This window comes from Priestia sp. SB1 (assembly GCF_038898415.1).
Window position 1 is genome coordinate 902047 of sequence record NZ_JBBJSS010000002.1, and the last position, 25898, is coordinate 927944.

The 25898-nt window shown below is 32.2% G+C and carries 30 protein-coding genes; 17 read left to right on the forward strand and 13 right to left on the reverse strand.

Going from position 1 to position 25898, the window contains the following annotated elements; all coding sequences use genetic code 11:
* Positions 1-167: 167 nt before the first annotated feature.
* Positions 168-440 (forward strand): HU family DNA-binding protein, encoded by a 273-nt coding sequence (locus WKH56_RS10285; protein WP_316910890.1) that lies wholly within the window; start codon positions 168-170, stop codon positions 438-440.
* 95 nt (positions 441-535) lie between these two features.
* Here WKH56_RS10285 and WKH56_RS10290 read toward each other — a convergent pair whose 3' ends face one another.
* Positions 536-1429: an RpnC/YadD family protein gene (locus WKH56_RS10290; RefSeq protein WP_342835547.1), complete on the reverse strand. Its 894-nt coding sequence runs from the start codon at positions 1427-1429 to the stop codon at positions 536-538.
* Between the two features lie 183 nt (positions 1430-1612).
* A complete protein-coding gene (locus WKH56_RS10295) occupies positions 1613-2185 on the reverse strand; it encodes a hypothetical protein (protein WP_342835548.1) in 573 nt (190 codons plus the stop codon).
* Positions 2186-2211: 26 nt separating this feature from the next.
* Between WKH56_RS10295 and WKH56_RS10300 the strand changes: the two genes are divergently transcribed.
* Positions 2212-2928, forward strand: a complete 717-nt coding sequence (locus tag WKH56_RS10300; protein WP_342835549.1) for a hypothetical protein — start codon at positions 2212-2214, stop codon at positions 2926-2928.
* A gap of 61 nt (positions 2929-2989) precedes the next feature.
* Here the strand turns inward: WKH56_RS10300 and recA are convergent, their stop codons facing one another.
* Positions 2990-4036 (reverse strand): recombinase RecA, encoded by a 1047-nt coding sequence (gene recA / locus WKH56_RS10305; protein ID WP_316910886.1) that lies wholly within the window; start codon positions 4034-4036, stop codon positions 2990-2992.
* Between the two features lie 435 nt (positions 4037-4471).
* Positions 4472-5020 carry a hypothetical protein gene (locus WKH56_RS10310; RefSeq protein ID WP_316910885.1) on the reverse strand — a complete coding sequence of 183 codons (549 nt, stop codon included), beginning with the start codon at positions 5018-5020 and terminating at the stop codon, positions 4472-4474.
* A gap of 228 nt (positions 5021-5248) precedes the next feature.
* On the opposite strand from WKH56_RS10310, the gene WKH56_RS10315 reads away from it, so the two are divergent.
* From WKH56_RS10315 to WKH56_RS10335, 5 genes are all read left to right on the forward strand, one after another.
* The gene (locus WKH56_RS10315; RefSeq protein ID WP_342835550.1) at positions 5249-5629 is read left to right on the forward strand and encodes a hypothetical protein; all 381 of its coding nucleotides are present in this window, start codon (positions 5249-5251) and stop codon (positions 5627-5629) included.
* Positions 5630-6346: 717 nt separating this feature from the next.
* Positions 6347-6775: a LytTR family transcriptional regulator DNA-binding domain-containing protein gene (locus tag WKH56_RS10320; RefSeq protein WP_316910883.1), complete on the forward strand. Its 429-nt coding sequence runs from the start codon at positions 6347-6349 to the stop codon at positions 6773-6775.
* The gene (locus WKH56_RS10325; RefSeq protein WP_342835551.1) at positions 6772-7509 is read left to right on the forward strand and encodes a hypothetical protein; all 738 of its coding nucleotides are present in this window, start codon (positions 6772-6774) and stop codon (positions 7507-7509) included. The genes WKH56_RS10320 and WKH56_RS10325 overlap by 4 nt, the downstream gene beginning before the upstream one ends.
* A gap of 84 nt (positions 7510-7593) precedes the next feature.
* Entirely contained in the window at positions 7594-8070 is a 477-nt protein-coding gene (locus WKH56_RS10330; RefSeq protein WP_316910881.1) for a hypothetical protein, read from the forward strand.
* A 460-nt stretch (positions 8071-8530) separates the two neighbouring features.
* The gene (locus WKH56_RS10335) at positions 8531-9391 is read left to right on the forward strand and encodes a sigma factor (RefSeq protein WP_342835552.1); all 861 of its coding nucleotides are present in this window, start codon (positions 8531-8533) and stop codon (positions 9389-9391) included.
* Between the two features lie 67 nt (positions 9392-9458).
* On the opposite strand, the gene WKH56_RS10340 is transcribed toward WKH56_RS10335, so the two are convergent.
* Entirely contained in the window at positions 9459-9944 is a 486-nt protein-coding gene (locus WKH56_RS10340) for a metal-binding protein (protein WP_342835553.1), read from the reverse strand.
* Between the two features lie 105 nt (positions 9945-10049).
* Positions 10050-10451 (reverse strand): SH3 domain-containing protein, encoded by a 402-nt coding sequence (locus tag WKH56_RS10345; RefSeq protein WP_342835554.1) that lies wholly within the window; start codon positions 10449-10451, stop codon positions 10050-10052.
* Positions 10452-10637: 186 nt separating this feature from the next.
* On the opposite strand from WKH56_RS10345, the gene WKH56_RS10350 reads away from it, so the two are divergent.
* Entirely contained in the window at positions 10638-11009 is a 372-nt protein-coding gene (locus tag WKH56_RS10350) for a S1 RNA-binding domain-containing protein (RefSeq protein WP_316910877.1), read from the forward strand.
* Positions 11010-11055: 46 nt separating this feature from the next.
* On the opposite strand, the gene WKH56_RS10355 is transcribed toward WKH56_RS10350, so the two are convergent.
* Together WKH56_RS10355 and WKH56_RS10360 are read right to left on the reverse strand one after the other, a co-directional pair.
* Complete coding sequence (locus tag WKH56_RS10355) at positions 11056-11205, reverse strand: hypothetical protein (RefSeq protein ID WP_316910876.1); 150 nt, start codon at positions 11203-11205, stop codon at positions 11056-11058.
* 103 nt (positions 11206-11308) lie between these two features.
* Positions 11309-12100: an NAD(+)/NADH kinase gene (locus WKH56_RS10360; RefSeq protein ID WP_342835555.1), complete on the reverse strand. Its 792-nt coding sequence runs from the start codon at positions 12098-12100 to the stop codon at positions 11309-11311.
* A gap of 157 nt (positions 12101-12257) precedes the next feature.
* On the opposite strand from WKH56_RS10360, the gene WKH56_RS10365 reads away from it, so the two are divergent.
* Together WKH56_RS10365 and WKH56_RS10370 are read left to right on the forward strand one after the other, a co-directional pair.
* Positions 12258-12533, forward strand: a complete 276-nt coding sequence (locus WKH56_RS10365) for a hypothetical protein (protein ID WP_342835556.1) — start codon at positions 12258-12260, stop codon at positions 12531-12533.
* Positions 12534-12548: 15 nt separating this feature from the next.
* A complete protein-coding gene (locus WKH56_RS10370) occupies positions 12549-12818 on the forward strand; it encodes a hypothetical protein (RefSeq protein WP_171778713.1) in 270 nt (89 codons plus the stop codon).
* A gap of 10 nt (positions 12819-12828) precedes the next feature.
* Here the strand turns inward: WKH56_RS10370 and WKH56_RS10375 are convergent, their stop codons facing one another.
* From WKH56_RS10375 to WKH56_RS10385, 3 genes are read right to left on the reverse strand one after another with little or no spacing between them, the layout of a single operon-like run.
* Positions 12829-13359, reverse strand: coding sequence for a flagellar basal body-associated FliL family protein (locus tag WKH56_RS10375; protein WP_316910873.1), 531 nt, complete (start codon positions 13357-13359; stop codon positions 12829-12831).
* Positions 13352-14134 (reverse strand): flagellar motor protein MotB, encoded by a 783-nt coding sequence (locus WKH56_RS10380; protein WP_316910872.1) that lies wholly within the window; start codon positions 14132-14134, stop codon positions 13352-13354. The genes WKH56_RS10375 and WKH56_RS10380 overlap by 8 nt, the downstream gene beginning before the upstream one ends.
* Entirely contained in the window at positions 14134-14937 is an 804-nt protein-coding gene (locus tag WKH56_RS10385) for a motility protein A (RefSeq protein ID WP_342835557.1), read from the reverse strand. The genes WKH56_RS10380 and WKH56_RS10385 overlap by 1 nt, the downstream gene beginning before the upstream one ends.
* Before the next feature lie 90 nt (positions 14938-15027).
* On the opposite strand from WKH56_RS10385, the gene WKH56_RS10390 reads away from it, so the two are divergent.
* The 5 genes from WKH56_RS10390 (at position 15028) to WKH56_RS10410 (ending at position 20487) form a co-directional block, all read left to right on the forward strand.
* A complete protein-coding gene (locus WKH56_RS10390; RefSeq protein WP_316910870.1) occupies positions 15028-15462 on the forward strand; it encodes a hypothetical protein in 435 nt (144 codons plus the stop codon).
* Positions 15463-15550: 88 nt separating this feature from the next.
* Entirely contained in the window at positions 15551-16135 is a 585-nt protein-coding gene (locus WKH56_RS10395; RefSeq protein WP_342835558.1) for an ATP-dependent Clp protease proteolytic subunit, read from the forward strand.
* 148 nt (positions 16136-16283) lie between these two features.
* On the forward strand, positions 16284-17000 hold the full coding sequence (locus WKH56_RS10400) for an HNH endonuclease (RefSeq protein WP_316910869.1): 717 nt from the start codon (positions 16284-16286) through the stop codon (positions 16998-17000).
* Between the two features lie 201 nt (positions 17001-17201).
* A complete protein-coding gene (locus tag WKH56_RS10405; RefSeq protein WP_342835559.1) occupies positions 17202-19091 on the forward strand; it encodes a hypothetical protein in 1890 nt (629 codons plus the stop codon).
* Positions 19092-19341: 250 nt separating this feature from the next.
* Positions 19342-20487: a hypothetical protein gene (locus WKH56_RS10410; protein WP_342835560.1), complete on the forward strand. Its 1146-nt coding sequence runs from the start codon at positions 19342-19344 to the stop codon at positions 20485-20487.
* 20 nt (positions 20488-20507) lie between these two features.
* Here WKH56_RS10410 and murC read toward each other — a convergent pair whose 3' ends face one another.
* A complete protein-coding gene (murC, locus tag WKH56_RS10415; protein ID WP_342835561.1) occupies positions 20508-21824 on the reverse strand; it encodes a UDP-N-acetylmuramate--L-alanine ligase in 1317 nt (438 codons plus the stop codon).
* Between the two features lie 138 nt (positions 21825-21962).
* Here murC and WKH56_RS10420 point away from each other — a divergent pair, with 138 nt between their 5' ends.
* Both WKH56_RS10420 and WKH56_RS10425 read left to right on the forward strand, forming a co-directional pair.
* Positions 21963-22649, forward strand: coding sequence for a hypothetical protein (locus WKH56_RS10420; protein WP_342835562.1), 687 nt, complete (start codon positions 21963-21965; stop codon positions 22647-22649).
* A gap of 360 nt (positions 22650-23009) precedes the next feature.
* Positions 23010-25586 (forward strand): SpoIID/LytB domain-containing protein, encoded by a 2577-nt coding sequence (locus tag WKH56_RS10425; RefSeq protein ID WP_342835563.1) that lies wholly within the window; start codon positions 23010-23012, stop codon positions 25584-25586.
* Positions 25587-25631: 45 nt separating this feature from the next.
* Here the strand turns inward: WKH56_RS10425 and WKH56_RS10430 are convergent, their stop codons facing one another.
* Positions 25632-25847 (reverse strand): hypothetical protein, encoded by a 216-nt coding sequence (locus WKH56_RS10430; protein WP_316910863.1) that lies wholly within the window; start codon positions 25845-25847, stop codon positions 25632-25634.
* Positions 25848-25898 lie beyond the last annotated feature (51 nt).

Below are 25898 nucleotides of genomic sequence, written 5' to 3' on the forward strand. Positions count from 1 at the left end.
TTAGGATTAAAGGCGTTGTTAACTAACGCCTTTTCTTTTTTGAAGTAAAATGTTAACAAAATAGTACGTTTTCACTTTTTCTTTGAAGGATAAAGCAAAAAACGTTACAATATTATTGTTGGGCTGGTAAACCAGCTACATACATAACATTTCGGAGGTTTATACATATGAATAAAACAGAATTAATCAATGCAGTTGCTGAACAATCAGAACTTACTAAAAAAGACGCTACTAAAGCGGTTGACGCTTTATTTGATACAATTCAAGATGCACTTAAAAACGGCGAAAAAGTACAACTAATTGGTTTCGGTACTTTTGAAGTTCGCGAGCGTGCTGCACGTAAAGGTCGTAACCCACAAACTGGTGAAGAGATTGAAATTAAAGCATCAAAACAACCCGCTTTTAAAGCAGGTAAAGCACTAAAGGACGCTATTAAGTAAATTTATTAAAGATAAAGAGTGGGTAATCCACTCTTTTTTTGTACTCATTCGTAAAAAAGAACTTACCTTTTATGATAAGTTCTAAATAAATTTACTTATGAATTTAAGCTGCGCTTTATTTCTTCAAACTCTTCGCTGGTTACGTGTTCAGAATACTTAAAAAGAACTTTAGCTTCGGCTAAATCTCCTGCTATTAAAGCTTTTTTAATTTTTTCAATCTCTTTATCTTTTTCTTTTTCATTAAACATTTCATTCATCTCTTTTTGAAACACTCCGTTCATTTCAAAAACCTCCCAAATTCCAGAAATGGTTTCAGCATCTAAAAACTTTTTGGCTAATGCAGTAACCGTTCCGATAATTTTAAATTTAATCATTTCATCGGTTAGTTTAGAGGCTATCTCAACAACTTTCTTAGTTCGAGCAGCAACTGTATCTGTATTTTCTTTTAACATTAATGGATTGTACACTAGATATATTAGTTCTTCGTTAGATAATTTGACGTCTGGGTTTTCTAATATTTTTCGAGAAAGAGTGTTAAAATGTTCGTCACCTGGATGTTCATTTAAAAATACTGCTTCAAATTTAAATTGTAACTGGTTAGAATTTAAAACATCTGTAACCTTTTCTCTGCTTATATTGGGCATATAAATTACAATAGTCCTAATTTGCCCAACACCATTTTTGTTTGCAATGATATCTTTATGCCTATTATATAACTCTAGATGATATTTGCAAAACCTTAAGATGTCCCATTTTTTGCTTGTACTTTGGAACTCGACGTGAAGTATAGTATCGTCCTCCAGTAAAAATACGATATCCGCTTTATCGTCTTTGGTTTCAATAGCTGGAAACTCATTTGATAAAACTTGTTTCACTACAGCTGAATGGATACCTAAGAATTCAAATGGTTCTGTTCCAATTGATTGCAACTCAAGACTCTTAGATGCTATATCCATATTATTATGATGAAATTTCATAAATTCCTGCAATACGCTTCCACCTTCTTTAATTTATTGTTTTACCAAAAAAATATACACAGTAAATGGAATTTTTGGCATATTAACAAAAATTCTTTTGACGATCAATACTGCAAGATAAGTGATTTAGAAAATGTAAAAAATGAAATTACATAAGATAATTTGAAACAAATAAAAAAAGGCCTAAGGGCCTTTTTATTTTACTATTTTTAAAACGTTTGACTTTGATTTTTCCACTTTCAAAGTTCGTTCAAAATTGTCTTTTTCCTCTTCCACCAATTCTCCACCTTTTGGTGAACAACACTTACAGCATCTCATACCTGGAGCCGTTTTATAAAACCTTTTGTTGCATTCAACACAGTATCGAGGACGTGGCATCATAGGTGTCTTTACTTCAATGTATTCTCCTGTAGAAACTAACTGCCCTCCAGTTGTAGAACAATCCGAGCAATAGTACATTGTAGGAGCAATTTTATAAAAATCGCTATGGCAGTCTACGCATTGAGCCACAGAGGGATTCTTTTTCATTCGTTGAGAAACAGATTCGCGTTTGTTATGTTTTTCAGACTTTTTTTGACATTTTTCGCAAAAATGCTGTGCGATATGCTTCTGCTCATACGGTTCGCCACACTCTTGGCATTCTCTTGTCACTAAAGTCCAATTAATTTCACGCTTAACTGATTCAAATTCTTTTATAGGATCTAAATCCAAAATAAATTGATCAAGTTCCTTCATATCTGAAAATACTTGGTATGTTTTTTGCGTCATAAAAAAACCTCCTAACGCAACATAGTATGTTTATTAGTCATTCTTCTGCATTATTTAATAATAGCAAGGTTTTTATAAGAAAACAACTAATTATTGACTGGGTGATGCTAGTTATGCTTGACAGATATGATGTATTTTATGGTGTCTCAAAAGAAACAAAAGAAAAATTTTTATACTGGGCATACTCCACATTCTTCTCTTTCTTAGTGTTGTTGTGGGTTAATGACCGAAAAGGTTTTTTGTTTGTTAAAGCGGCTACAAATTCAAAAGAATTTCTTTCGCTGTTGTTTTCTGTCTTCTTTCTTGGGTTAATAATATATTTTATTGTAGTTAGCGTACTAATTCATAAAGATATTAAAAGATTTAAGAAAGGTGATAAAGCTTTTTTTATATACTCTAGAGTCTTGAATGACTCTCAAAAAGTAAAAGTGCTTAAAAATATTTATATCCGCAAATATTTGTACACTCTTCTTTTAGGGAATGTTGAAAATCAGGAGTTAATATTGTCGGATCAACAATGGAGATATTACCATAAAAAAATAGGCACACCAAAAACCTTAACACTTAAACTTAAAGTTCTTCACTCAGTTGAAAAGAAAATTAAAAGCGAGGAACCGCTTAAAGATAAAGAAATTGACTTTGTTAACACAATCTTATTCAGTAAAGAAGACACGGTACTATTACGAAAATTAGAAAAAGATGTAAAAAATAAAAGAATATTCAATAAAATTTTTGGACTTTAAGCTTGTACGTTACATAAGTAAAAGAACACCTTTCCATATGGCAAGGTGTTCTTTATTTTTATTATTCTTCGCTATAGTTCTCAAAATCATTATTGCTGTCATTATCGTCACTGTTAGTAGCATCAGTGCCGTATTTGACTTCAACAATAGCTTTTCTAATCTCTTCTCTAATTTCAGGATTTTCTTTCAAGAATGCTTTGGCGTTTTCGCGTCCTTGTCCTAAGCGCTCTTCATTATATGAAAACCAAGAACCAGATTTTTGTACGATATCTAATTCAGAACCGATATCTAAGATTTCCCCTTCTTTAGAGATTCCTTCTCCATACATAATATCTACTTCGGCAACGCGGAAAGGAGGAGCCATCTTATTTTTAACTACTTTAATTCTTGTTTTGTTACCTACAATATCATTTCCTAGCTTAAGTTGTTCAGCACGACGAACTTCAAGGCGTACTGAAGAATAGAATTTAAGAGCACGTCCACCAGGAGTTGTTTCAGGGTTACCGAACATAACGCCGACTTTTTCACGAATTTGGTTAATGAAAATAGCAATGGTTTTAGACTTATTGATTGCTCCAGAAAGTTTACGAAGAGCTTGAGACATCAAACGAGCTTGTAGACCTACGTGAGAATCTCCCATTTCCCCTTCAATTTCTTTTTGTGGAACTAATGCTGCTACTGAGTCAACAACAATAATGTCAACGGCTCCACTTCTAACTAATGCTTCAGCAATTTCAAGTGCTTGTTCACCAGTATCTGGTTGAGATAACAGTAACTCATCAATATCTACACCTAGTTTTCTTGCATAAACTGGATCAAGTGCGTGTTCAGCATCAATAAAGGCAGCACGTCCTCCATTTTTTTGTACCTCTGCAATAGCGTGTAAAGAGACTGTAGTTTTACCTGAACTTTCGGGTCCATAAACTTCCATAATTCTACCTTTAGGATAACCATTGATCCCAAGAGCAATATCTAAACTTAAAGAACCTGAGCTAGATGCTTCAACTTTTGTGTGTGTACCTTCCCCCATTTTAATTACAGATCCTTTACCAAATTGTTTCTCAATTTGTTTTAAAGCCATATCTAAAGCTGCTTGTCTTTCGTTCATAATTTAATGTACCTCCAAGAATTAGTTGTATTTTTTTAATGATTTCTTACTGCCTAAAGTATAGAGTATTTTTTAAATAAAAATGAAAATAAACAAAAAATATATATTAAATAAAAGTGGGTTTTTCCCGCTCAGAGATATTGTTTTAAGCGTTCAATAATATCTAAAAAAGTAACAGCTTCTCTTCTTAGTGGTTATCTTTTAATATTAAAACTAAAAGTACTTAAATCTAGATACCGAACAAACGTTCTCTATGGGATAATCATACATTAAAAGAAATTAGTTGTAAAGCAGAACTAACTTTACAACTAATTTCTTTTCAAGCTCTGTGGTAAATTGAAAATTAAAGTATTTTATTACGCAACAAACCCCCTCTATACGTAAAGCGTTGTAGAAGGGGTTTTTAATGCTTTTATTTGTGTTTAGACCATAATTCTATTCTTTTGTGTTAGGGCTTTTCACTCTTTTTTCACTAAACTTTGATAACTTCTTACTAGTGCTATCCTTTAGTTCGCTTTTTAATAATGAAAAATAATTCTTAGGAGATTTTACTTTTTGAGGATTATTTTCTCTGTCGTTACCAGAATCCCTAAGTTTATCTTTTAATTCCATTTTATTCTTGATTCTTTGTTTCTTATTTGTTAACCTAGATACTAGGGATGACAAAAAACCTATTACTAAATAACTTGCTATTACAATTCTGTTAACTGCCCAGTCCATTTCGGTATATTGGGCTATATAAAATAATACAATTGTACTAGTAAATATAGCTATAATTAAACCATTTATTTCTGCGTATCGATCACTTATAGTTCCAACGTAGAAACCTGATACTGCCATTACTACCAACAAAATCAAGGTAAATAAAGGTAATGAGGCATTGAAGCCAGTTACAACTAAAAAACCAATTACAATCATATGTAAAATGATACTTAAGACAATACCTTTTGAAACAATATGGATATTGTTTATAGTTTCCTTCATATGTGTACCCTCCGAATCACTGAGAATTAACTCTCTTCTCTTAAATAATTCGAAGAATTTAATGAATATCCTTATCCGATTTTTTAAAAAAGGATAATTTCGTTAGATTTTTTTGCGTTTTTTCAATTTTTTTCTTGCACTTCTCCCCTACTCAATTTATAATCTAATTTGTCGAACTTAACTAAAACAACAAAGAATATTATACAGTACGTAATGAGGTGCAATTTTATGAGGGTCGCAGTAAAAAAGATTTTCGAAGTAGAACAACGCAAGGGTAAAGAATATTTTGAGGTAAAAACAGCTCTTTTCAAAGCCAAGAAAGAAGGTTCTTTATTTTTTCCAAACGATGTATCTTCTCTAACAGAACAAGAAGATATTGATATATATTATTCAGAATTCCCTGGAATGGATGCAAATCGTAATGCTTTTCCTGTACCGGCAGAAAACTTTTTTCTACCTAGTTGTGAGCAAGAAAGATACGATTTTGTTAAACCATATTATGAGTCTTACTATGCAGGTGAAGAACTGGATCAAGATACTTTTATGTCTTTTAACACAAAACCATTTAAAGCAAAGCAACAAGTATGGTTTTATTGTCAAGAAGCATAAATTTTTGTTTTCTCTTGTGAAAACATTCGATATATGGAACATTTTAACTTGTCAGACATCCTATAAGTTAACTCAATTATAAGTGTCATATGCATACATATCGCAAGGGGTATCTATACCTAAATCACTTAAAAATATTTTTCTGAGAGTCCCCTTCTTTTATACGCATAATTAAAAAATGGCCTTTAAATTATTTTAAGAAGGTTATAAAATCGTTACTAATTTCTATGGAGAATAAAACAATTAAACTCTTATTTTAATTAATAAAAGATAAAGGCAGCCATTATTGATGTAATGGTTTTTTTATTTCCACGTTTATTATAAGTAACAATCTTTCCCCTTGTAAACAGCATTTAAAGTACGTGAATTTTTATTGACATTTAAGTTAAAACGTGATTCTATCTTAAAAACAAAATAATGACCTATAAACGAGTACCATTAAAATATACATTATTATAAATGGTATTTTCTTTTTACATTATAATGTCGAATTATGTCGAAGTCAAACCAAAACCTCTTCTTTTAAATTATTTTGTCGAATTATGTCGTATACCTGAAATGATTACTTCTTTTATTATAATGCTGGTTCTTAGGATTATAAAGTCCTTTTCGTGTACCTGAAATTATATTGACATTAATACAAGGGTATAATATCATTGGGAATTGTGTTTTCTTCTTAATCTTAGAGTTTTACATTGAAAATCTGGAGTGAATCTTGTGGAAGAAAGAAATATGACAGTTATAAATGAAGACTTTGAATTAGAGAGCATTAACTTATATGATGTTGATTTTATAGAGACTGATAAGCGGAAAATCATCTATTTCATTGGTGAAAAGAAATATTATCAAATAACCACAAAGTCTGAACTAGATCAGTTTCTATATAATGAGGGATTTGAGTCACTAGATCGCCCAAACCTCGTTAACCTTAGTAAAATTCGTAAATTCGATGAAGACTTAGGGAAAGTTTATTTTGTTGAAAAACCAAATGAAAAATCTACTTTTGCTACCGTAGCAAAGATTAAATATAAATTTGTTTCTGACATAATTAGACGTATTATTTCTTATAATAACGATACAAATACAGTCGTTAAGCCAGAAAATGAAAAGTTAAAAAATAAACTTTGGAGATACCTACGCCAATGAATGAAACCTTCTTTTCTTTTGTTAAGTTGATTACTGGAACATTCGAAGTATTTGGGATGTTGTTTTTAGGCATTAGCTTAATGCGTATACCCTTCCGTTCTTTCCTTAAGGAGCTTATAGTTGCTTCCTTTATCACGTCTATCACACAGGTTATAGCATACGATATAATTTATTCCCCCGCTTCTATAAATGAATTTGTGGGGCTTGTGTTTATGACCATTTTAACTAAATATCTATTTAAGGTGACGTACTGGTATGGGTTTCTAATATCAGTGACCGGTTATATTAGTAGTATTTTAGTTTTAGCTTGTATTTACACAGCATTTAAAGTTGTGGGTAATACTTTTTCAATACACGATATAATATTTAATCCTCTTATAGTATCAATTGATCAATGCATTATACTGCTTAGCCTAGTAAGAATAGGATTACTCCTATACACACGCGGAATAGGATTTTGGTTTATGACCGAAGAGCTAAGCTTCAAACCTAGCGTAAGGTCAGTAAATACATTTTTAGTTATTTCAATAATTTTTAGTATACTTTCTCTTGAAACAACTATTTTTTTGGCAGCAAGAGAGCTTAATTACGTTAATCTTCTTGTTGCGGTAACTATAGTTGCTATCCCTGTTGTATTCATTACAACTTACATTTCTTCTGTTAAGCAGTTAAAAATTTTCTATAAAGATAGAAAGAAAAAAATCATTAGATCTTTAAAAGATAGAAGCGTATAAATACGCTTCTTTTTTTAAATGCTTTTTCTTGATATTCTAGAGTATTTAACTAATATATTTTCTAGCTAGGAGGTGTTTTTCCCTATGGATATTAGTCAAATTGTTTCTAAATTAAAAAGTGCGCATAAAAAATATGAACCTGTACTGGAAACTAGAAGTGAAATTATTGAGGAAGAAGTAACATTGTTACTTAAATTTGTGGAAAAAATCTATTCATTTACCACAAAGAAAACAATAAACGAAAAAGAATGTGTTCTAATTTATATGTTTCCTGCAAATGATCGCGATCTAATTAGTGATGATGTTTATTTATCTCCTGATGGATACATAACTTATCAAGTATTTAATAAAGCTGCCTACCTTGAAATTGTTAATAATGCAAACATTGAAAATGGCTATGTAAAAGTGCCTATTCATTATTTTCTCGAAACTGTGCCTTTAATTAAAATTCTTAAATTCTTTGAAAAACGTCCTTCCATTTTATTTGACCGTGCTTATGAAACGGATGAGTTAAATGAAAAAAGAAGAAGTTTAATTAAACAACTAAAAGAAATTCTATAAAAAAACAACCAATACATATTATTGGTTGTTTTTTTATAGAAATATTAAGAAAATAACATATTCTTTAGGTTGTCGAACTAAAAAGATATGTAACAGTATTTTGCAATATATTATAAATAAGCCGCTTGCAGTTTATGCATACGTATGCAAATTTAAAATTTTAAAAAAACGCGAACTAAACCACCTTAATACTGGTGGTTTTTTACTAACCTTAACCATTGTTTTTATAAGGGCATCTTCAATATAATTCTTTTAAATATTAAAAGGTGTCGAACTTTTAATAATAACAATACGAATGATGTAAATAGAAGTTTGTCGAACTAACTAATTTACTATACCTTACGTAATTTACTTTCACTATATAATACGTAACCCTCCTCTTTTTTGTGGGGGTTGATAAATATTTTTTATTATAAAAATTATATTTTTTAGAAAGGTGGAATTCCTTCTTAGGAAACCTATGAATACAGTTATTGAAAAACAGACTAAACAATTAACTGATTTAAGCAATGAAGAATTGGTAGAGCTGTACAGAGAGGATTATAGTGTTACACCTCTACGTATTCTATACTCTAGAAATAAACAGAATTTATCCGCTTTAACTGAAGAAATGATGGTCGTTTTACTGCAAAATGGATATACGGACGTAAAGAAGAAATTATATGATCTTGTTAAGATAAACAAATACAAAACATCAGACGAAGTACTTGTCATAATGTCACAGGATGGAATTGAAGACGCGAAAGACATTATTTCTGTACAGTACGTAGACTTTGTAAAAAGAACTGTTTTACAACTAAAAAAACGCGGCCGCTACAATCGTGGAGACGATGATGATGATTTAATTCAGTCAGGATATATTGGCTTTTGTAAAGCAATTAGAGATTTCAAGATTGAAAAAAAGCGCCCATTTAAAATATTTGTTCAGCACGTTATTAAACGACATATCGATTCTATTATAAGTCGTTCTGGAAACAATAAACTTCGCACGTTAAATGATGCCTTCAGTTATCACTCTCCTGTTAGTAAAAACGATTCCGAAAACACTTTTGAACAGTTATTAAAATCAGAAGAATATCAACCAGAACACCATTTGATTGTCGAAGAAACCTTTTGGGAGCTATGGGAAACTTTATCAGAAACAGAAAAGTGTGTTTGCTGGTACTACTCAGAAGATTATTCATATGAGGAAATCGGGAAAATTGTGTTTAGAGATACCCACCCTACTATTGAAGCACAGATTAAAGCAGTAGATAATACAATGCAACGAGTAAAAACTAAACGTGAAGACTATATCGAGACACTTAAAAAAGTGAAATAAGTGCGCGTTAATATATTCTTTATAAAAAGGTTCAGGCTATTTTAGTTATAGTCTGAACCTTTTTTCTTTAAAAAAACTTTTTAAATGTAGAAGTTGTTTTATCGGTTAGTGTGTGTGCTGCAGATGAAAGAACATTACCAAAGAAAACTGAAATAAATATAGTTTTATGAAGTGCTATGTATTGGATTGTACTATTTAATATTTCTCCAAAAGACGGTTTTAATACTAGGCCTAATATGACTAATAGTAGAAGGCACCAAACACTTAAATAAGCATATCTAATAATGTCTCCTATTATGTAACCGTGAGTCCAAATTGACCGGTGTTTAAACGTTTGATATGGTATCCAAATAAATCTAAGCCATTTCCACCTTCTGTATGGCCTACTTTTTAAATCTAAATCAGGTCCTATAAAAAAAGTTCCTATAATAAAACCAACAATTACAAATATGCCTTCAAATGTTGATTCTTTATGGATAAGAGCGGCTGAAACTACTATACCAATTGCTAAAAAGATTAAATTAATTCTTTCGTGGGCTTTTCCGTTTGCCAATGATGTCACCTCTTTGCTTGTAAAATCTCTTATGTGTATAAGCCTATTTTCATATTTTACTACATAAGCATTTTTTTAGAAAAAAAAAATAAACGCATTAAGCGTTTATTTTATATACGTACTTACTACCCAACCTTGATTTCCTTTTGGATCTTTAACTTGAATCCATTGAAAACCTGCCGAACTTGCTGTAATACCAGTCGGTGTTACCTGTTCTCCTTTTGGCAACTGTCGAACTACCTTACCATTGGTAGAAGGACCAGATCTCATATTAACACTTCCGCTAACTACGGTCTTTGTTGTTACAGCGGTAGTCGGTGGAGTTGTTACTGGAGTATTTGCCGCTTGTGTTGTTGTAGCTGGAGTAGATACAGGCGTACCATCTCCCACTTTTGTATCTAATTCTTTCGTTGTAACCTTTAGTTCATTTACTTGTTTTGATAGTTGCTCATAACCGGTTTTTAGTTCGCCTACATCTTCATTACTATTTTGATGTGAGAAAGCCATAAAAGCCAATAAAACACTAATTAATGATATAAAGAGCAAAAACAAAATGATTAAAGAAAGTTTTTTATTCATCGTTAACACCTCTCTCTCTTAATTATTATTCTTTTATTTTTTTCCTTTTTGAAAAGGATTTCTTTCTTTTTTGGAATAAAAACTAATAGAGTTATATTTAGGAGGTTTATACCAATGCCAAAAATAGGCGACATTATTGAAGCAAAAGTAGTAAAATTATTACCTAGTGGTGCAATCCTATCCACTGGTGATTCATATGATTACTTCCTACCGATTAAAGAAGCGGGTACGGGTTATGTAAAACGTATGGAAGATGTCGTGTCTGAAGGTGAAACTATAAAAGCGAGGATTACTCGATCTAAAAAACATAAAGGGAAACTTTCTTTTCAATTGTCTCTTGCCCTTTTAGATAATGAAGTTTACAAAAAAGAAGTTTTTGATTCTCAAATGAAAGCTTTTTTAAAGTCTTCTGATGAAATTCAAAAACAAGTTCGTAAAAATCGAGAGCGTAAACAGACCGGTCGCAAACATAGACCACTGAAATAATTAAAAACCAGAATCTAATCATAACGGTTAGAGTCTGGTTTTTTTGTTATTTTTGATTATCGGCAAATTTTAAAAATTTCTCTTTTTCCTGAAATGTCTTTAATCTAAATAAACACTCTTGAATAGTGTTATCTTTGCACTTCCCCTTGTTAATTGAATTAATGTAGTAATCTTTCATAAAATGTAGACGTTTCATCCTCTCCCCCCTTTTCAACTTGCTATCTTTATGTTCTAAATGTTAGGGGATATTTTTTATTTATGCTAAAAAAACAAAAAAATCTCTTGGCTTATCCAAGAGATTATTCATTATTAAGGATTTTCTCCACAATGTTTCCAGTGAAATTATAATTGGGGCTTCGCAACATCTTTACACTAAAAGGCGATTTTTTTATTGAGATGCTGCGAATGTCTGTCGCTTTAATTCTATTTCCGTCACAAATTAACCTTATAGGTCTTCCCTTTTTATGATACGGATTTATTGTAACTTCGTTCTTATTTTCTAGGATAATACTCTTTGTTAGGGACTTGTATTTTTTATTATGCATCGCCACTAATGGTGTAATAGAAAGTATTTTAGTGCCATCGTAATTTAAGGGGCCTCCAGCTGACAAATTGTAAGCTGTGGATCCTAAATGTGTCGATACAATAATTCCATCCCCAGATATATTAGCAATCTTCTCATCGTTTATATGCAAGCCTAAATGGATAGCATCATCGAATTCTTTTACAACCAAGTCGTTTACAAAGTATAAGCGCTTAACTTGATTTTTCATAGTTACAATTGCTTCATAGATTTGAATAGTTTCTAGCTGATATTCTTTCTTTTTAATCATATCTACAATACGATCAACATCGTTAAATGTAAATTCTGATAAAAAACCTAAGTTACCTGTATTAATCCCAATAAAAATAGGATTTGTTTTCATATTTCTTTGTATTGCCTTGAGAAATGTTCCGTCTCCACCAATGACAAACATAAACTCTCCTTCTCTACCTGTACCAAAACCGCTTTTCTTTATTTTTTCTGTTAATATCTCTCTACGCTCTTTATTGTCTTTTAAATCATTATTATAAATACTAATCGTTCTCATAGATCCACCTCTTCTTTTCCTTCCTTGAAAGAAGCGGTTTCCCTTTTGCAACAAAAATGTAATACATTATTTTTTGTTTTTAGAGAAGGAAATGAGGAATTTCTATTGCAATATCAATTTAAGCATAGCCTGAGTTTTATGTGAAAGGGTGTAAGTATTGGAACGCATTGAAATTTCGTTAGAGAAATTATTTGATTCTATTCGACAAAAAGTAGAAAATGTCGGTAATTATGACTCATATTCTGAGATATTAACTATTTCCTCTCATCAAAAAGCTGAATTTGGTGATATTCTAAATCAGTCTGTTGAAGAATTCTTAAATACAGAATTAGAGGAAGACACACAAGAGGAAACTTTAGACTTTATGGACGAAGATGTGTTTCTCCTTAGTGAAGACGACGATGATGACGATGACGATGATGAAGAATATTAATTAAGGGGGATTGAAATGATTTCAATCATTCTTCTTATGTTGCTTGTTATTCCTTTTATTGTGAAGTGGAAAGCATCAGAATTTTTATTTTCAGAAAAAGTATACGGATTATTTCTCATTTGGCTTTCAAGATTATTAACAAGCTTTTTAGTAATTTCATCTGTCTACTACTGGATAGGCCATCACGCATACTATCTAGGATACGGCTTTGGATTTTATTTTACATATTGTATATACCAAGAACGTAGATTATATTTGAAGCAACGAAAAACAGCTCTTTATTAGAGCTGTTTTTTTATTGAAGAATTAAGTTTTCTATGTAAAGTTCTTTAATAACCTCTTTGTCAAAGTCTAATTTACGGTTAATTCCATCTTTAAGGTATGTCTTTAACATTTCTCGATCAGTCAATTGATTATGATTTGCGTCCATTAATAGTTGACCAATAATGTCGTTAATTTTAAGTTCCATTGGTGTAGCTGTGTCTTCACTGCCGCCGTGCTCACTACCTTTTTCAGCTTTTTTGGCTTCTTTTTCTGTTTTATAACCTTTGAATTTATAATAAGCTTCGTCACTAGCAAAATCTAATGTAATATTCATTTTCACTACATAGTCTCCTCCGCTAGCACTTAACAATTGATCAGTTAAAGTGACTTGGTGGTGGTCCTCAGTTGCATAAGGATTCCAATCCTTCGTGCTTGAATGAGCTGCCTCTGCATTTTTAGGAGTTGCTTTATTGCTTTCTTTTGTTTTCATCCAAAAGCCTAAAGCTCCACCAATAATTACTACTAAGCATATCACAAGAATAATCATTACTTTTTTATTCATTTTTATTATCACCTCTTTCCGCTTTTAATAAGCCTTCTGAATTTGTACGTTTTACTAATATTTCAACTCGTCTATTTCTTTGCCTTCCAGCATCGCTGCCATTATCAGCAATTGGTTTAAATTCTCCGTATCCTGTAGCTGAGAATCTTGTAGGTTCCAATGCAGGTGTAAAGGAGACCATTTCTCTTAATACAGATAATGATCTTGCAGCTGATAGCTCCCAGTTTGAAGGATATGTTGGATTGTTAATTGGTACGTTGTCTGTGTGGCCTTCAATAGAAACTCCGTTATCAATGGTAGCTAAAATGTATCCTATCTCATCTAACAACCCCATTGTATTTGGATTGTTTAATACTGCCGAACCAGTTTCAAACAACACTCTATCCGTTAAAGTAATTTTTAATCCTGATTCGTTTAAAGATGTCTTTACATCTTTCTCAAGCCCTCTTTCTTCTACTTCTTTTTCGATTTTTTCTTTTGTCTCCCTAAGACTATTCTGCTCCGCAACAGAAGCCATTGTTTTTTGTTCCTGTGCCGTAGCTCCCTGACCGCGTGTTCTTGGGCTTACATTTTTGTTATCGAGTGAAGGAGCAATTGATTCTGCTTTTGGACTAAATTGAATACTAAGTTGATTAGCCAACGCCTCCATTTTTTTTGCATCTGGAGTGCTCATAGCATATAAAATTATAAAAAATGCTAATAGTAGAGTTATAAGATCAGAGTAAGTAACGAGGTATCTTTCGTGGTTAACGTGTCCTTCGTGCTTTTTCTTCATTATTGACCCTCTTTTCCACTACTTGTTTCTACATTTTTTTGAGATTCTGGTAAGTAAGCAATTAGTTTTTTACGTAGTGTTTTTGGGTTTACTCCTGATTGAATACCTAATACTCCTTGCATAGCAATTTCCTTATAAAGTACTTCTTTTGCACTTTTACCTTTTAGCTTCTCATTAAAAGGTAAAAAGATTAAGTTAGCCGAAGCAACACCCATAAACGTGGCCAAGAATGCAGTTGCAATTCCTTCGCCTAGTTCTTCGATCCCGGCACTACCCAAACCACCTAGAATTACCACTAGTCCTAATACAGTTCCAATGATACCCATAGTTGGTGCAAAGGCACCGGCCTGTTCAAATGGTTTCGCTCCTGCTGAATGACGCTCCATCATAGCTTCTATTTCTTTTTCTAGTAACTCTTTAATTGTGTCGTAATCACTTCCGTCAAGTATGTATTCTATTCCTCTTTTTACGAAAGGATCTTCTATTGTCTCTGCTACGTTACCCAACGCTACAATTCCATCTTTTCTAGATACTTTTGTCCAATCACACAAATTGTTAATTAATACTTGAAAATCATAGGTAACATCTGTGAAAATGTTTCTAAATAGTTTAGGCATACTTTTTAAACCAGATATGCTCATCGTTATGGTTACTACGCCTATGGTACCTCCAAAGATAATTAAAAGAGGAGATACAGCAAGAAGGGCTAATAAACTTCCACCTTCCATTAAGTAACCTGAGAAAATTCCACCCAAGCATAAAAGTAAACCGCCGACTGTGGTTAAATCTATTTTTCTTTTCATCAAACGGTTCCTCCTTTCTAACTGGGAGTACATTATAAAATTAAGAATGAAAAAACAAGTTTTTAATACACTTTTTTGAGGAGTTAGCAAATGAAAAAACGTAACGGAATTTATATATATAGCGCCTATCCAATAGTGGATGTCGGAACATATTTTTCCGAAAGAGCCATCAAACCAATTACATTCAATAAGAAGATAGATCCTACTACCTTACTTCCTGTTTCCGGCGGATTTCCTAAATCATATTTGCTAAAAGTCGAACACGAACTATCGCTAAAGTCAGAAGTGCACCTTTTCAGTTCATTTTTAAGTGAATTGGATATTGAACCTTTTCGTGAGTTAGCTACTAAGTATAATGCAGATATTACTTTTGTTCACTTTAATGTCTATTTCGATAATTTATATGAGTTCTTTAAAAAGAAAGGCGGAGAGCTGCCATATAGTAAATTTAGCAATGCCTATTTAGATGCTTTTCACTTACCTTACGAAGGTATTAAAAAAGGAATACTTTACGAATTATTTTAGTAGCTACCTCCCCCTCTTTTTTTAGTTTTGTTGAGAATATAATGTGTTCGCAATAAATTTACTGAGAAAAACTGGGGGTACATACATAATGCCAATTATTCCTTATGTAACTGAAGAATCGCATCGTGGAGAAAAGACATACGATTTATTTTCTCGTCTTTTAAAAGATAGAATTATTTTAATGAATGGTCCTGTAGATGGTGATATGGCTCTTTCTATTACATCGCAGCTACTTTATTTAGAAAGCCAAGACTCTGAAAAAGACATTACTATGTATATTAATAGTCCTGGTGGTTCTGTAACTGATGGTATGGCCATTTACGATACAATGAAATTCATTAAGCCTGATGTAAGCACAGTGTGCATTGGCTTAGCAGCTTCTATGGGTGCTTTTTTACTGTCTTCGGGTGAAAAAGGCAAGCGATTCGCTCTACCAAATGCAGAAATTATGATTCACCAGCCTTTAGGTGGTGCACAAGGACAAGCAACGGAAATTGAAATTTCAGCGAAACGTATTGTTGAAATGAAGCGCCGTTTAACTCAAACATTAGCGGATAACAGTGATCAACCATTTGATAAAGTGGCTTCAGATTGTGAACGTGATTACTGGATGTATGCAGATGGAGCAAAAGAATACGGCTTAATTGATGATGTAATTAGTAAACGTTCATAATTAAAAACCTTGGAGACACTTAAATTGTCTCTAAGGTTTTTTAATAGGCAATAAACGAAAATCTCTTTTCTCTCTGGTTCCTTGAATTTCTTTTTATCAATTAAATATAATGCATACAAATTAATTGGTAAGAGGAGTGAAAGTAAGAATGAATGCTATTGAATTATTAAATGATATGCGCCGTGTACAGGAAAGCATAAGTGTAAAAAGAGTAAGAAGAAAAAATGAATCTAGAGATGATTATATAAAAAGAAAAGCAAAATACCGCTGTTCTTACTGTCATAAAGTATATAACAAGAAAGATCTCCACACTTCTCTTGAACCATTTCACGTAGTTAAAAAGAGTGAAGACCTAAAATTCGTATTAAATTATTACCGAATTAATGAAAAAACATTATTAAAGCTTAATCCTGGGCTAAAACTAAGTAGTGTTAAAACAGGAACGCTTCTAATGGTGCCTGATAGCTATAAAATCTTTCCAAATACACACGGAGTTTGTTATTGTGAAAAATGTAAAATTAAACGATACTCCTTAGAATTAGATCACGTTTCGTTCACTAGACTTTTAGTGAAGAAGAGAAGAAAAATTAGAGACCAAATAACGAATAGCTTACGTAAAAAGATTCTTCAAAGAGATAATTATAAATGTGCTTATTGTGAAATTGAATTTGATGGTAAGAAAACAAACTCAAAATTAACTGTCGATCATATGAAACCTATTGCTAGGGGTGGAAGTAATAACGAAAAGAACTTGTGTACTTCTTGTGAATTTCATAATAATGAGAAAGACTCACTTACATATGAAGAATACGTACCTAAAATAAAAGAAAGAAAATTGCTTAGAGAAAACGGGGTAACATTTTGAATAAAAGCAGTGTGTTAAAATCACTTGCAAACTGTATTGTTTAAAGTGCCCTTCTTCTATTTTCTTCTACTTCTTTTTAAACAAACCTGACTTTATGCATAGAGTCAGGTTTGTTTTGTGTATTGAGTGACTCAAGATTAAGGAAGTTGCCGCTTTTTACGTAAGGGAGTTAATAAATAACCTTTAAAAAGGAGTGATAATATGAAGAAAAGCCTCTATCTACTGCTAAGAGATATTTCTATTTCTCAGGGGCATATGGCCAATATCCACAACGATGAGTTAGTAATATATTTCTTTCAAGAGCCTAGCTTAGATGTTAATGACTCATTTAGAATTCATATAAAGATAAGTAAATTAGATATTACTATTCGTTTTTCCTTCAACAAAAGAAGATTTAAAATTTCTGAGCGTGGTGAATCTAAACTAACAAGCCTATTTAACGAATTTAAAAACCAAGCAAACTATAAAGGTGTTTTTAAAATACGGGATTGGTACGGAGATGACGATTATGAATTTAATTTTGGTTTCTTAGATTTCTTGAAGAAGGAGAAAAAAAGTTTTGAAAAAGAAGAACTTAATGCCTTTTCAAATGCGTTATCTTTTGACCACCACATTCTTGAAGAGGATGATTATATCGTAGAAGATTTAACTACAACACTACACTTTCTAGAGAAGTCTTCTGGCTGTGTTATTAGAAGGAGCCCAAATAACAGAGTGGGGCTCATTCAAAAATACAATGATGAACAATTGCTTTCCTTTGACACTTTGAAGGAACTAGCTGCGTTTTTTAATAAATGCTTTAATGACGCAACAAAAGTAAGAAAAGAATGGGAAAGCATATTAGAAACTACTTTTTCTCATACCTTTCGTATAGAAGGAAGCTGTTTAGTATTTAATCAATGGTATTATTCATCAAATGTAAATGAACTTTTTAATAAGTTTACTGATTCTGTTGCAGAGGCAAAAGATAGGTTTTTAAGAATTGGCCAAGACTACAAACAAAGTTTTGAAAATTTTTTATTTGAATATCCACAGATTAACCCCTCTCCTTATATTTCAGAAGTTAAGTTAGTTCCAAATAAAGATTTAATAAGTTTTCAATTACTTCACTATAATTTTTCACTCTTAAATAAAAGATACACTTTAAAGCTTACCGTTGAACCTATGATGAATGGATTGGTATTAGAAGTTGGGAGAACATCAAAAGTATTTAACTTATGTGATTCAAATAATTGTGAGCAAATATTTGATGAGATTCAAGCTGAACTTGGCACCTTCTTTAGCAGGGTTAAAGCGGAGTTTTTGGATACGTTAGAAGTTTTAAACACCAGTCAGAAATATTCTATTTTAGATGGTGATTTATCTTTTGTGTCGTTGATTGGAGTTGATCGTTATCGGTTTAATCGTATACCTCCTTCCCTCTCCTCTATATCTTTAATTTACGGTGAACCTTCATTTACTATAAGGAGCTTTACAAAAACAGAGTTTCTAACTCAATTAAGAACTTTTGTAAAGCTGGATAATTTAATATTAGAGCATTTACCCACAATCATTTCTCATTTTAACTACGTAAGGAAGTACGATAAATACCAGGTATTTTTTGCTTTTAAAAGAGAAAAATTGTTTATTGCTACTCCTGCAGGAAACTTTGAAGCTGTATTTAAGGTAAACAATGACAGCTCTATTAAATTTGTTTTATTGAATAAAAATCTATCCTACCCTATTCATACTTCTGCATTTTTTGAAACTGTTCTAAAAGCTGTAGAAAACATAGAAAAGCACATTCTTTTAGCTTATATATTTGATTCAGAAAACCAGAATAGTTCAGATGAACTAAGTCAAATCTTCTCGCGTTACACAGTAGATACAAGTGGCTTATTTGAAAACCATACTAAGTATGAAATGAGTGAATTAACGGAAGAAATCGTAAAAATAATATCAAGTAATAGATTTAAACCTTTAAACTGTTCATCTATGTTTGAATTTGACAATTTTAAGGAAAAACGAATTATAGAGTTTGTAGAACTACTTAGTTCCAATAAAGTGCTATTAGAATATCTTCCTCTAACTGGTGCGTTTCACATAAATTAAAGAAAAAGTAAATTTAGTTACAATCATTTCCTTTTTTGTACTTAAAAAGATTTAGTTGAAAAAGATACCTTAATTAAGATAAACTATACTTAAATAATGGAACGCTAGTTCTGAGTTTTAGCAAATAATCAATTCTTACTCTTTTTTGATATTATTGTAATAAGTTTTTCCTGCGTTAAAGGTAAACCACTTATTTCCTAATGACAAGTTTGCTAGAATATTATAATTTTAGAAATGAGGGGTGATTGGCTTGCCGCTTACCAGAATTAAAGGAAAACCAACTGGTATTAAAGAAATAACTTTAGAAACTAAAGATATGATTGCTATGGGATTTGAAGCTGCAGCAGATTCAGATCTACCTAAAGGGTTATCTAGTAAAGAGTTACTTGTTTTAATGGATCTAAACCAATGGCAAGAGCTAGTACAATCTATTATGTCAACTGGTGATTCTTTAAATAATGCAAATGACATTATTATTGAAGGCGAAGTTAAAAATATAAAATTGCCTGATGATAATCCGAAAGGGGTCTCAACTATTGTTTGTTCAAAAACTGAATATTATAAAGAAGAGAAAAGAGAGAAAGTTGAAAAAGAAAAGCCTCAACGAGAGGATGAAAAACATATTGAGCAAGAACCAAAGTCCAAGTCAAAACCAAAATCAAACAGCCGCTCAGTAAAGCAAAAAAATAAAGATATAGCTGAGTTACATAAAAAGTACAATGGGGTTTGTCAAGGATGCGGGCAGCGTTGCGATAAAAAAGTCGTTACAATTAAAAAGAAAAAAGGAGAGAGAGTTATTGCCTGTCCTGATTGTAGTAAAAAGCAAAAACGCCCTAATTTTAGAGCGAACAACAATCTAGTCAAATGGTACTCTCAAACTTCAAATATAGATGAAGAAAAGGCTCGCAAAGAGTTAGAATCTTTCCCAACTAACTATGCTTTAGTAGCGTTTGGATCAGTAACTAGGGTTTATTGGTCTTGGGAAAAAGACGGAAAGATTGAAGCCCTCTTTGTTAATCATACTGGGGATATTTTTAATTTACGTTATGAAGATGGCACTCAGTTTTTGACACACCTTGATAAACCAAAATTCAAGCGAAAAAACCAAGGGGAATTCTTCATTCGGGGTGATGCATACCAAATTGTTAAGACAGAGGAAATTCCAGTAGAAAAAATTGAAGTTCCTGAACGTTTCCTTAACTCTTCTCCAAGAAGAGAAAAAATTGATGAGAAAATTAACTATTACAAGCAACATAAAAAGTTTGATCGCGATGTTGTCGTAATAAAAAAAGGCGATAAAGCTGAATTGGCAGATGGCTACATTAGATACGTTGTTATTAAAGAATTAAATTTAAATAAAGCAAAAGTTGTCTACGTAGAAAAAGCTAACTCTTAATACTAAGAGTTAGCTTTTTCTTATGCGTGTTGTTGCATTGCGTTGTAGTTTTTATAAGCCTCTATAAACTTCCCAATGTCCCCTGCTCCCATAAATAAAAGGACAGAATCTTGATGAGAAGATAATTTTTCAATAGATTCTACTGTTAGAACTTCGCTACTAGGAATTAACTTCAATAAATCTTCAATGGTAAGTGAAGCATCTTTTTCTCTCGCAGATCCAAAGATTGGGCAACCATATACCTTATCTGCTTTGCTAAGAGAATCTTTAAATTCATTTAAAAATGTAGCTGTTCGTGTAAATGTATGCGGCTGAAAAATTGCTACAACTTCTTTATCCGGATATTTCTGACGAGCTGTTTCAATAGTTACTTCTATTTCTCTAGGATGATGCGCATAATCGTCTACTATAACAGCAGCATTCCACTCTTCAATATTAAATCTTCTTTTAGCGCCTTTAAATGTCATTAAATGGGGTGCTACATCATAAATAGACATTCCCTCTAGTAAACATACAGTTAGTACAGCTAAAGTGTTCTGAATAGCGTGGTCGCCGTGTAATGGTATACGAACTCTTCCTTGGTCCTCGCCCTTAAAGTTAACATTAAATGATGTAACTTTTGGGTTAATTTCAATATCGGTAGCACGAATATCGTTTCCTTCGTTTAAACCATAAGTCACGGTTTGTTTATATTTTTGTAATTTTGAAGTATGAGTGTCGTCACCACATACAATTACCTTTTTAGAAGCGTTATCTGCAAAATGATTAAAAGCATCTAAAACATCATTTAAATCTAAAAAGTAATCCGGATGATCGAAGTCAATATTAGTAATAATAGCGTAGTCCGGGCCGTAAGATAAAAAGTGACGCTTGTACTCACAAGCTTCAAATGAAAAATACTTACTATCCATCATACCGTAACCTGTTCCATCGCCAATTAAAGCACTTGTTGGATATAAGTTTGTTAAAACGTGTGATAGCAAACTTGTAGTTGATGTTTTTCCGTGTGTTCCGCTAATACCAACAGATGTGAATCTCTTCATCCATTGTCCTAAGAAATCGTGATATCGATAAGATTTATAGTTTTTAGACATTACTTCTTTTACTTCTTCGTTTAAATCATTAAAAGCATTTCCGATAATATATGTATGTTTGCCTGTGATGTTTTCTTTTGAAAACCCAAACATTGACACGCCTCGTTGCTCTAATCCTTTTTGAGTAAATAATTCGTCTTCTATATCAGAACCTTGAACTTCATAACCATTATCACACAAAATTTGAGCCAAGCTACTCATCCCTGAACCCTTTATTCCAATAAAATGAAATTTCTCTTTCATTTACAAATCCTCCATACATTAACTAATGTTATTTGTTTGTATATTTTTAACTCTATACCTTCCGCCATTTACTGTAAAGAAAAGGTTTTTTACAAGCGTTGATGAAAAAGATAACGGATATATAAGAGAGGTGCCTATATGTATACAGTTGTCATTCCATATCACGAAGAATTCTATAAATATCTCCAGGAAAGACGAGTAATAAAAAAGGAACAAACCTTTTCTTTTCTTCACTTAGAACATTTTACTGATGTAACTTCCTCGTTTATTTCCGAACACATTGTATCGTTAGAAATAAACAAGCTTATTAGTAACGATGTCATTTCACCTGATGAAATTGACAACTTACGCTCTTGCATTGATGCAGATTTTTTAGGAGAAACAAAATACTTTATCTCTAACAGTTTAATGGGAATTTTAGAAGAACAAAATCAGTTTTCCTTGCCCCACTTTATTTCTTTTTTCTTAAGCGACATTCAAAGAGAAATTCAAGCTCTTCTCTACAATTCTCTTCCCTACCTGTCAGAAAAGCACACTGAAATAAAGCTTGGAGAGGAAAAAGCGGATGTTCTTTATATGGTTGTTGAATCTAATGGATCTATTACGATAGAAAAAAAAGACTGTACCGTAATTAGTAATTGCCCCTATCAAGAACAGGAGCATTCAATAGCAGAAGCCTTATATATTAATCCTACATTACTAATTGTATACGATGCATTCCACCTATTAAAACCGGAGCTTACAAGATGTTTAAAAAATTTATTAAGAAAAAAGGTGGTATTCCTTGGAGAAGAACATCCCCTTCGTAAAAATCAAAAAACATAAAAAACAGTATCAATTTTATTATGAAGAACTCCCTATACACCCTGATCGTCTCTTTCCTAAATTACTGCAGTTAAAACCCTCAATAATAAAAGTACAAGTATATAAAAACGAAAAATTGTACTGGGACGCTTACTATCCTATAACAAATCCAAATCAAATTGAGAAAAAAGTTTGGAAAGCTTTTCGATTTAAGCTTTAAAAAAGTGCGTAATAGACGTACTTTTTTTGCTTTTTGTGAGTCTAGCTGTATATAGCTTTTAAGTTTAAATGAAACAATCTTAAAGTAGTTTGTTTTTGTTCTATTTAATTGAAATACCCCTATTTTTGTTTATAGTAATGTCGTTTTAAGGGGGGATTAAAATGAGAAAATCAACTACTTATGCATTATCTATGGCCTTATCAATTAGTTTGTTAGCCCCTTATGCTGCTACGGTAAAAGCAAGCAGTTATACAGATCCTTTATATGGTTCACCGATTTCTGTACGATTAGGTTATTCAGCTTTTCAAAAACCTAGTTACTCATTTACGATTTCCGGTACATATTCAGTAAGAGAGAAAAACGATATTACGCTAACAAACGGCACATATACAGTTAGAAATAACGCAAGTAAAATTGAAATATTAAAAGATGCTAATGTTCTGTATTCAGGTTCACAAATTACTTTGTTTCCCGTAGACTATGACCGTGAACACACTATACAGCTAGGTTCTTATAAGTTTTTAGGGAATATGACCTTTAGACCAAGTGGAAGTAATGTGTTGCCTGTTAACACATTAGAACAAGAAGATTACCTGTTAGGGGTGGTATCCTCTGAAATGTCTGATGGTTGGGGTTCTACCGGTATGGAAGCATTGAAAGCACAAGCAATTACCGCTAGAACATACTCTAATGGGGACATTGGAGATGAAATAGATAATGGACAAAGTTATCAAGTTTATAATGGTTATAATGAGAACTACGCAAATGTACAAAATGCTGTAGATTCTACACGTAAACAAGTTATTACTTATAACGGTGCAGCAATTAACACAAATGCTGTATTCTCCTCCTCAAATGGAGGTACAATGCTTTCAAAAGTGAATTCGTGGGGAACTGCTAGTTGGAATGATATACCCTACCTTGTAAGAAATACAGATTCTTATGACGCACGATCTGCTACAGCTAATACAAATTGGCAATTTACTCTTGATAAGAGTCAAATATCTCTTAGTGGCTTGGACTTAAAGAAACCTGAAGTTTGGTGGAATAGCATTCAAGAAAAAACTGCTGACAGTTCTAAAGTTACTGGTTTAAAAAATTTTATAAAAAAATACCAAATAGAATACAAAAACTATAACTTAAAGGTTCTTTCAATTGATGAACTAAATTTTACTGATCACAACGATCTTATCAGTGATAAGACTCAGCTAAACGGAGCTGTTAAGATCTCGTATATTGCTTATAACCCTATTACTAATACATATGTGAAAAATACTGACGGTACAATTAAAGTCCTAACTTTTTCTAAATCTACTAGAACGTATGATTATTATTTATCAGGAGCTTTTGGTAGCGGTGTTCTTAAAAGTCCTAATATTAAAAGTTCTAGTACTACTTCAACACAGTACATTATCACTGGTGGAGGTTGGGGACACGGTATTGGTTTAAGCCAATGGGGTGCCTACCAACGAGCAAAAGAAGGTCAGAAAGCGGCGGACATCATTGCTTTTTATTATCCAGGGACTAAATTAACAACCGCTCAACCTACATCAAATATAGAAGAGACTGTATATGCTACTGCAAATGAGCCAATTAACCTGCGTAATAGTGCAAGTTGGTCAGGTTCTGTTATAAATGTAATTCAAACTGGAGAGACAGTAGAAGTATTAGATGATAGTAGTGACTGGTATAAAGTTTTATACAAATCTAAAGAAGGCTATGTAAATAAAAACTACGTAACAATAAAAGAAAATACTCCGGAAACAACAGCGCCAACTGTCGAACCCGAAGTAACTCTTTTAAGCTCGTTTAATACTCAAGATATATTTTATGGAGAATATTCAATTGCGCAGAAATCGGACGTTTCTGTACGATTAACCGGTCCTAATGGTTATAACAAACTGACTTTCCTTGATACTCTTGATGCTGGAAAATACTCTTTTGGTGGACCTATTACCCAAGCGCCAGCTGGCAATTACACCGCGACTATAACGGTTACTTCAAATGGTAAATCTGTTGTGAGAACGGCAAATTTCATTAAAAAGTCGGCCCCAACAGTTATTATTTCTAGTTTATCCGCTACTGATACAACATTTTCCGGACAGTTAAATGTTGATCAAAAGTCAAAAGTATTCGTTTATTTAAGCGGTCCTAACGTTCAAAAGTTTATTTATTATAACGATGATTTAGTTGGTAATCAACTTTTTGGTGGCTATATCCCAACTAACTTCGCTAATGGTTTGTACCAAGTTAAGATTGTAGCTGAAAACGAGAACGGCACAACAACTACAACTAAAGAATTCAATATTAACAGAGGGATACCTACTCAAATTACTCTAAAGTCATTCTCGTTCGCAAATGGCACTTATTATGGAACGTACCAAATTGATCAAGAGTCACTTGTTGCAGTATCTCTAAAAGGCCCGAATGGGTTGCAAAGATTAACGTACTATCAAACAACTCAACCTGGGACATATGCTTATGCTGGAAACATTAGTAGTTTCCCTAAAGGTGACTACTCTGTAGTTATAACAGCAAAGAACAAGCAAAACATTAACAGTTCAGCGGTAACTAATTTTAACTTTGGTCAGGTATCTGCTAAAACCTATACTGTAAAGTCAGGTGATACTTTATATGCGGTTTCACGCAAAGTAAATGTTTCTGTGAACTCTCTAATGAGTCTAAATGGGTTAAAAACAACTAGTCTACGCATTGGACAAGTTTTAAAAATTTCTTAACAAGAAAAAAACAGGAATCTCAGAATTCCTGTTTTTTTATAACAATTAAATGTACTTCATAAAACTTTCTATGCTTGTCGAAAAGAAAGAGTGTTTTTGAAGTTCTAATAGCTTAGATTCGTTACATATTTTCTTTAGCTTTTCTTTTACTTCATCTTCATCATAAATTGCAATATTTTCATTTAAATAAATAATTATTGCGTTTCGATACGCCTCTAAACGAGCCTCTTGTTGAAGTTTAGGGTCTAAAAGTGTATTCACTAATCCCCCTCCTCCTTTTGGATAACTATACCATAGAAGGCAAGTGGAAAA

Excerpts from the sequence above, each read along its gene's own strand:
- WKH56_RS10285 (WP_316910890.1), top strand. The coding sequence starts at position 168 with ATGAATAAAACAGAATTAATCAATGCAGTTGCTGAACAATCAGAACTT.
- WKH56_RS10295 (WP_342835548.1), bottom strand. The coding sequence starts at position 2,185 with ATGACGCAAAAAACATACCAAGTATTTTCAGATATGAAGGAACTTGAT.
- WKH56_RS10300 (WP_342835549.1), top strand. The coding sequence starts at position 2,212 with ATGTTTATTAGTCATTCTTCTGCATTATTTAATAATAGCAAGGTTTTT.
- recA (WP_316910886.1), bottom strand. The coding sequence starts at position 4,036 with ATGAACGAAAGACAAGCAGCTTTAGATATGGCTTTAAAACAAATTGAG.
- WKH56_RS10310 (WP_316910885.1), bottom strand. The coding sequence starts at position 5,020 with ATGAAGGAAACTATAAACAATATCCATATTGTTTCAAAAGGTATTGTC.
- WKH56_RS10315 (WP_342835550.1), top strand. The coding sequence starts at position 5,249 with ATGAGGGTCGCAGTAAAAAAGATTTTCGAAGTAGAACAACGCAAGGGT.
- WKH56_RS10325 (WP_342835551.1), top strand. The coding sequence starts at position 6,772 with ATGAATGAAACCTTCTTTTCTTTTGTTAAGTTGATTACTGGAACATTC.
- WKH56_RS10330 (WP_316910881.1), top strand. The coding sequence starts at position 7,594 with ATGGATATTAGTCAAATTGTTTCTAAATTAAAAAGTGCGCATAAAAAA.
- WKH56_RS10335 (WP_342835552.1), top strand. The coding sequence starts at position 8,531 with ATGAATACAGTTATTGAAAAACAGACTAAACAATTAACTGATTTAAGC.
- WKH56_RS10345 (WP_342835554.1), bottom strand. The coding sequence starts at position 10,451 with ATGGCTTTCTCACATCAAAATAGTAATGAAGATGTAGGCGAACTAAAA.
- WKH56_RS10350 (WP_316910877.1), top strand. The coding sequence starts at position 10,638 with ATGCCAAAAATAGGCGACATTATTGAAGCAAAAGTAGTAAAATTATTA.
- WKH56_RS10355 (WP_316910876.1), bottom strand. The coding sequence starts at position 11,205 with ATGAAACGTCTACATTTTATGAAAGATTACTACATTAATTCAATTAAC.
- WKH56_RS10360 (WP_342835555.1), bottom strand. The coding sequence starts at position 12,100 with ATGAGAACGATTAGTATTTATAATAATGATTTAAAAGACAATAAAGAG.
- WKH56_RS10370 (WP_171778713.1), top strand. The coding sequence starts at position 12,549 with ATGATTTCAATCATTCTTCTTATGTTGCTTGTTATTCCTTTTATTGTG.
- WKH56_RS10375 (WP_316910873.1), bottom strand. The coding sequence starts at position 13,359 with ATGAATAAAAAAGTAATGATTATTCTTGTGATATGCTTAGTAGTAATT.
- WKH56_RS10380 (WP_316910872.1), bottom strand. The coding sequence starts at position 14,134 with ATGAAGAAAAAGCACGAAGGACACGTTAACCACGAAAGATACCTCGTT.
- WKH56_RS10385 (WP_342835557.1), bottom strand. The coding sequence starts at position 14,937 with ATGAAAAGAAAAATAGATTTAACCACAGTCGGCGGTTTACTTTTATGC.
- WKH56_RS10390 (WP_316910870.1), top strand. The coding sequence starts at position 15,028 with ATGAAAAAACGTAACGGAATTTATATATATAGCGCCTATCCAATAGTG.
- WKH56_RS10395 (WP_342835558.1), top strand. The coding sequence starts at position 15,551 with ATGCCAATTATTCCTTATGTAACTGAAGAATCGCATCGTGGAGAAAAG.
- WKH56_RS10400 (WP_316910869.1), top strand. The coding sequence starts at position 16,284 with ATGAATGCTATTGAATTATTAAATGATATGCGCCGTGTACAGGAAAGC.
- WKH56_RS10405 (WP_342835559.1), top strand. The coding sequence starts at position 17,202 with ATGAAGAAAAGCCTCTATCTACTGCTAAGAGATATTTCTATTTCTCAG.
- murC (WP_342835561.1), bottom strand. The coding sequence starts at position 21,824 with ATGAAAGAGAAATTTCATTTTATTGGAATAAAGGGTTCAGGGATGAGT.
- WKH56_RS10420 (WP_342835562.1), top strand. The coding sequence starts at position 21,963 with ATGTATACAGTTGTCATTCCATATCACGAAGAATTCTATAAATATCTC.
- WKH56_RS10425 (WP_342835563.1), top strand. The coding sequence starts at position 23,010 with ATGAGAAAATCAACTACTTATGCATTATCTATGGCCTTATCAATTAGT.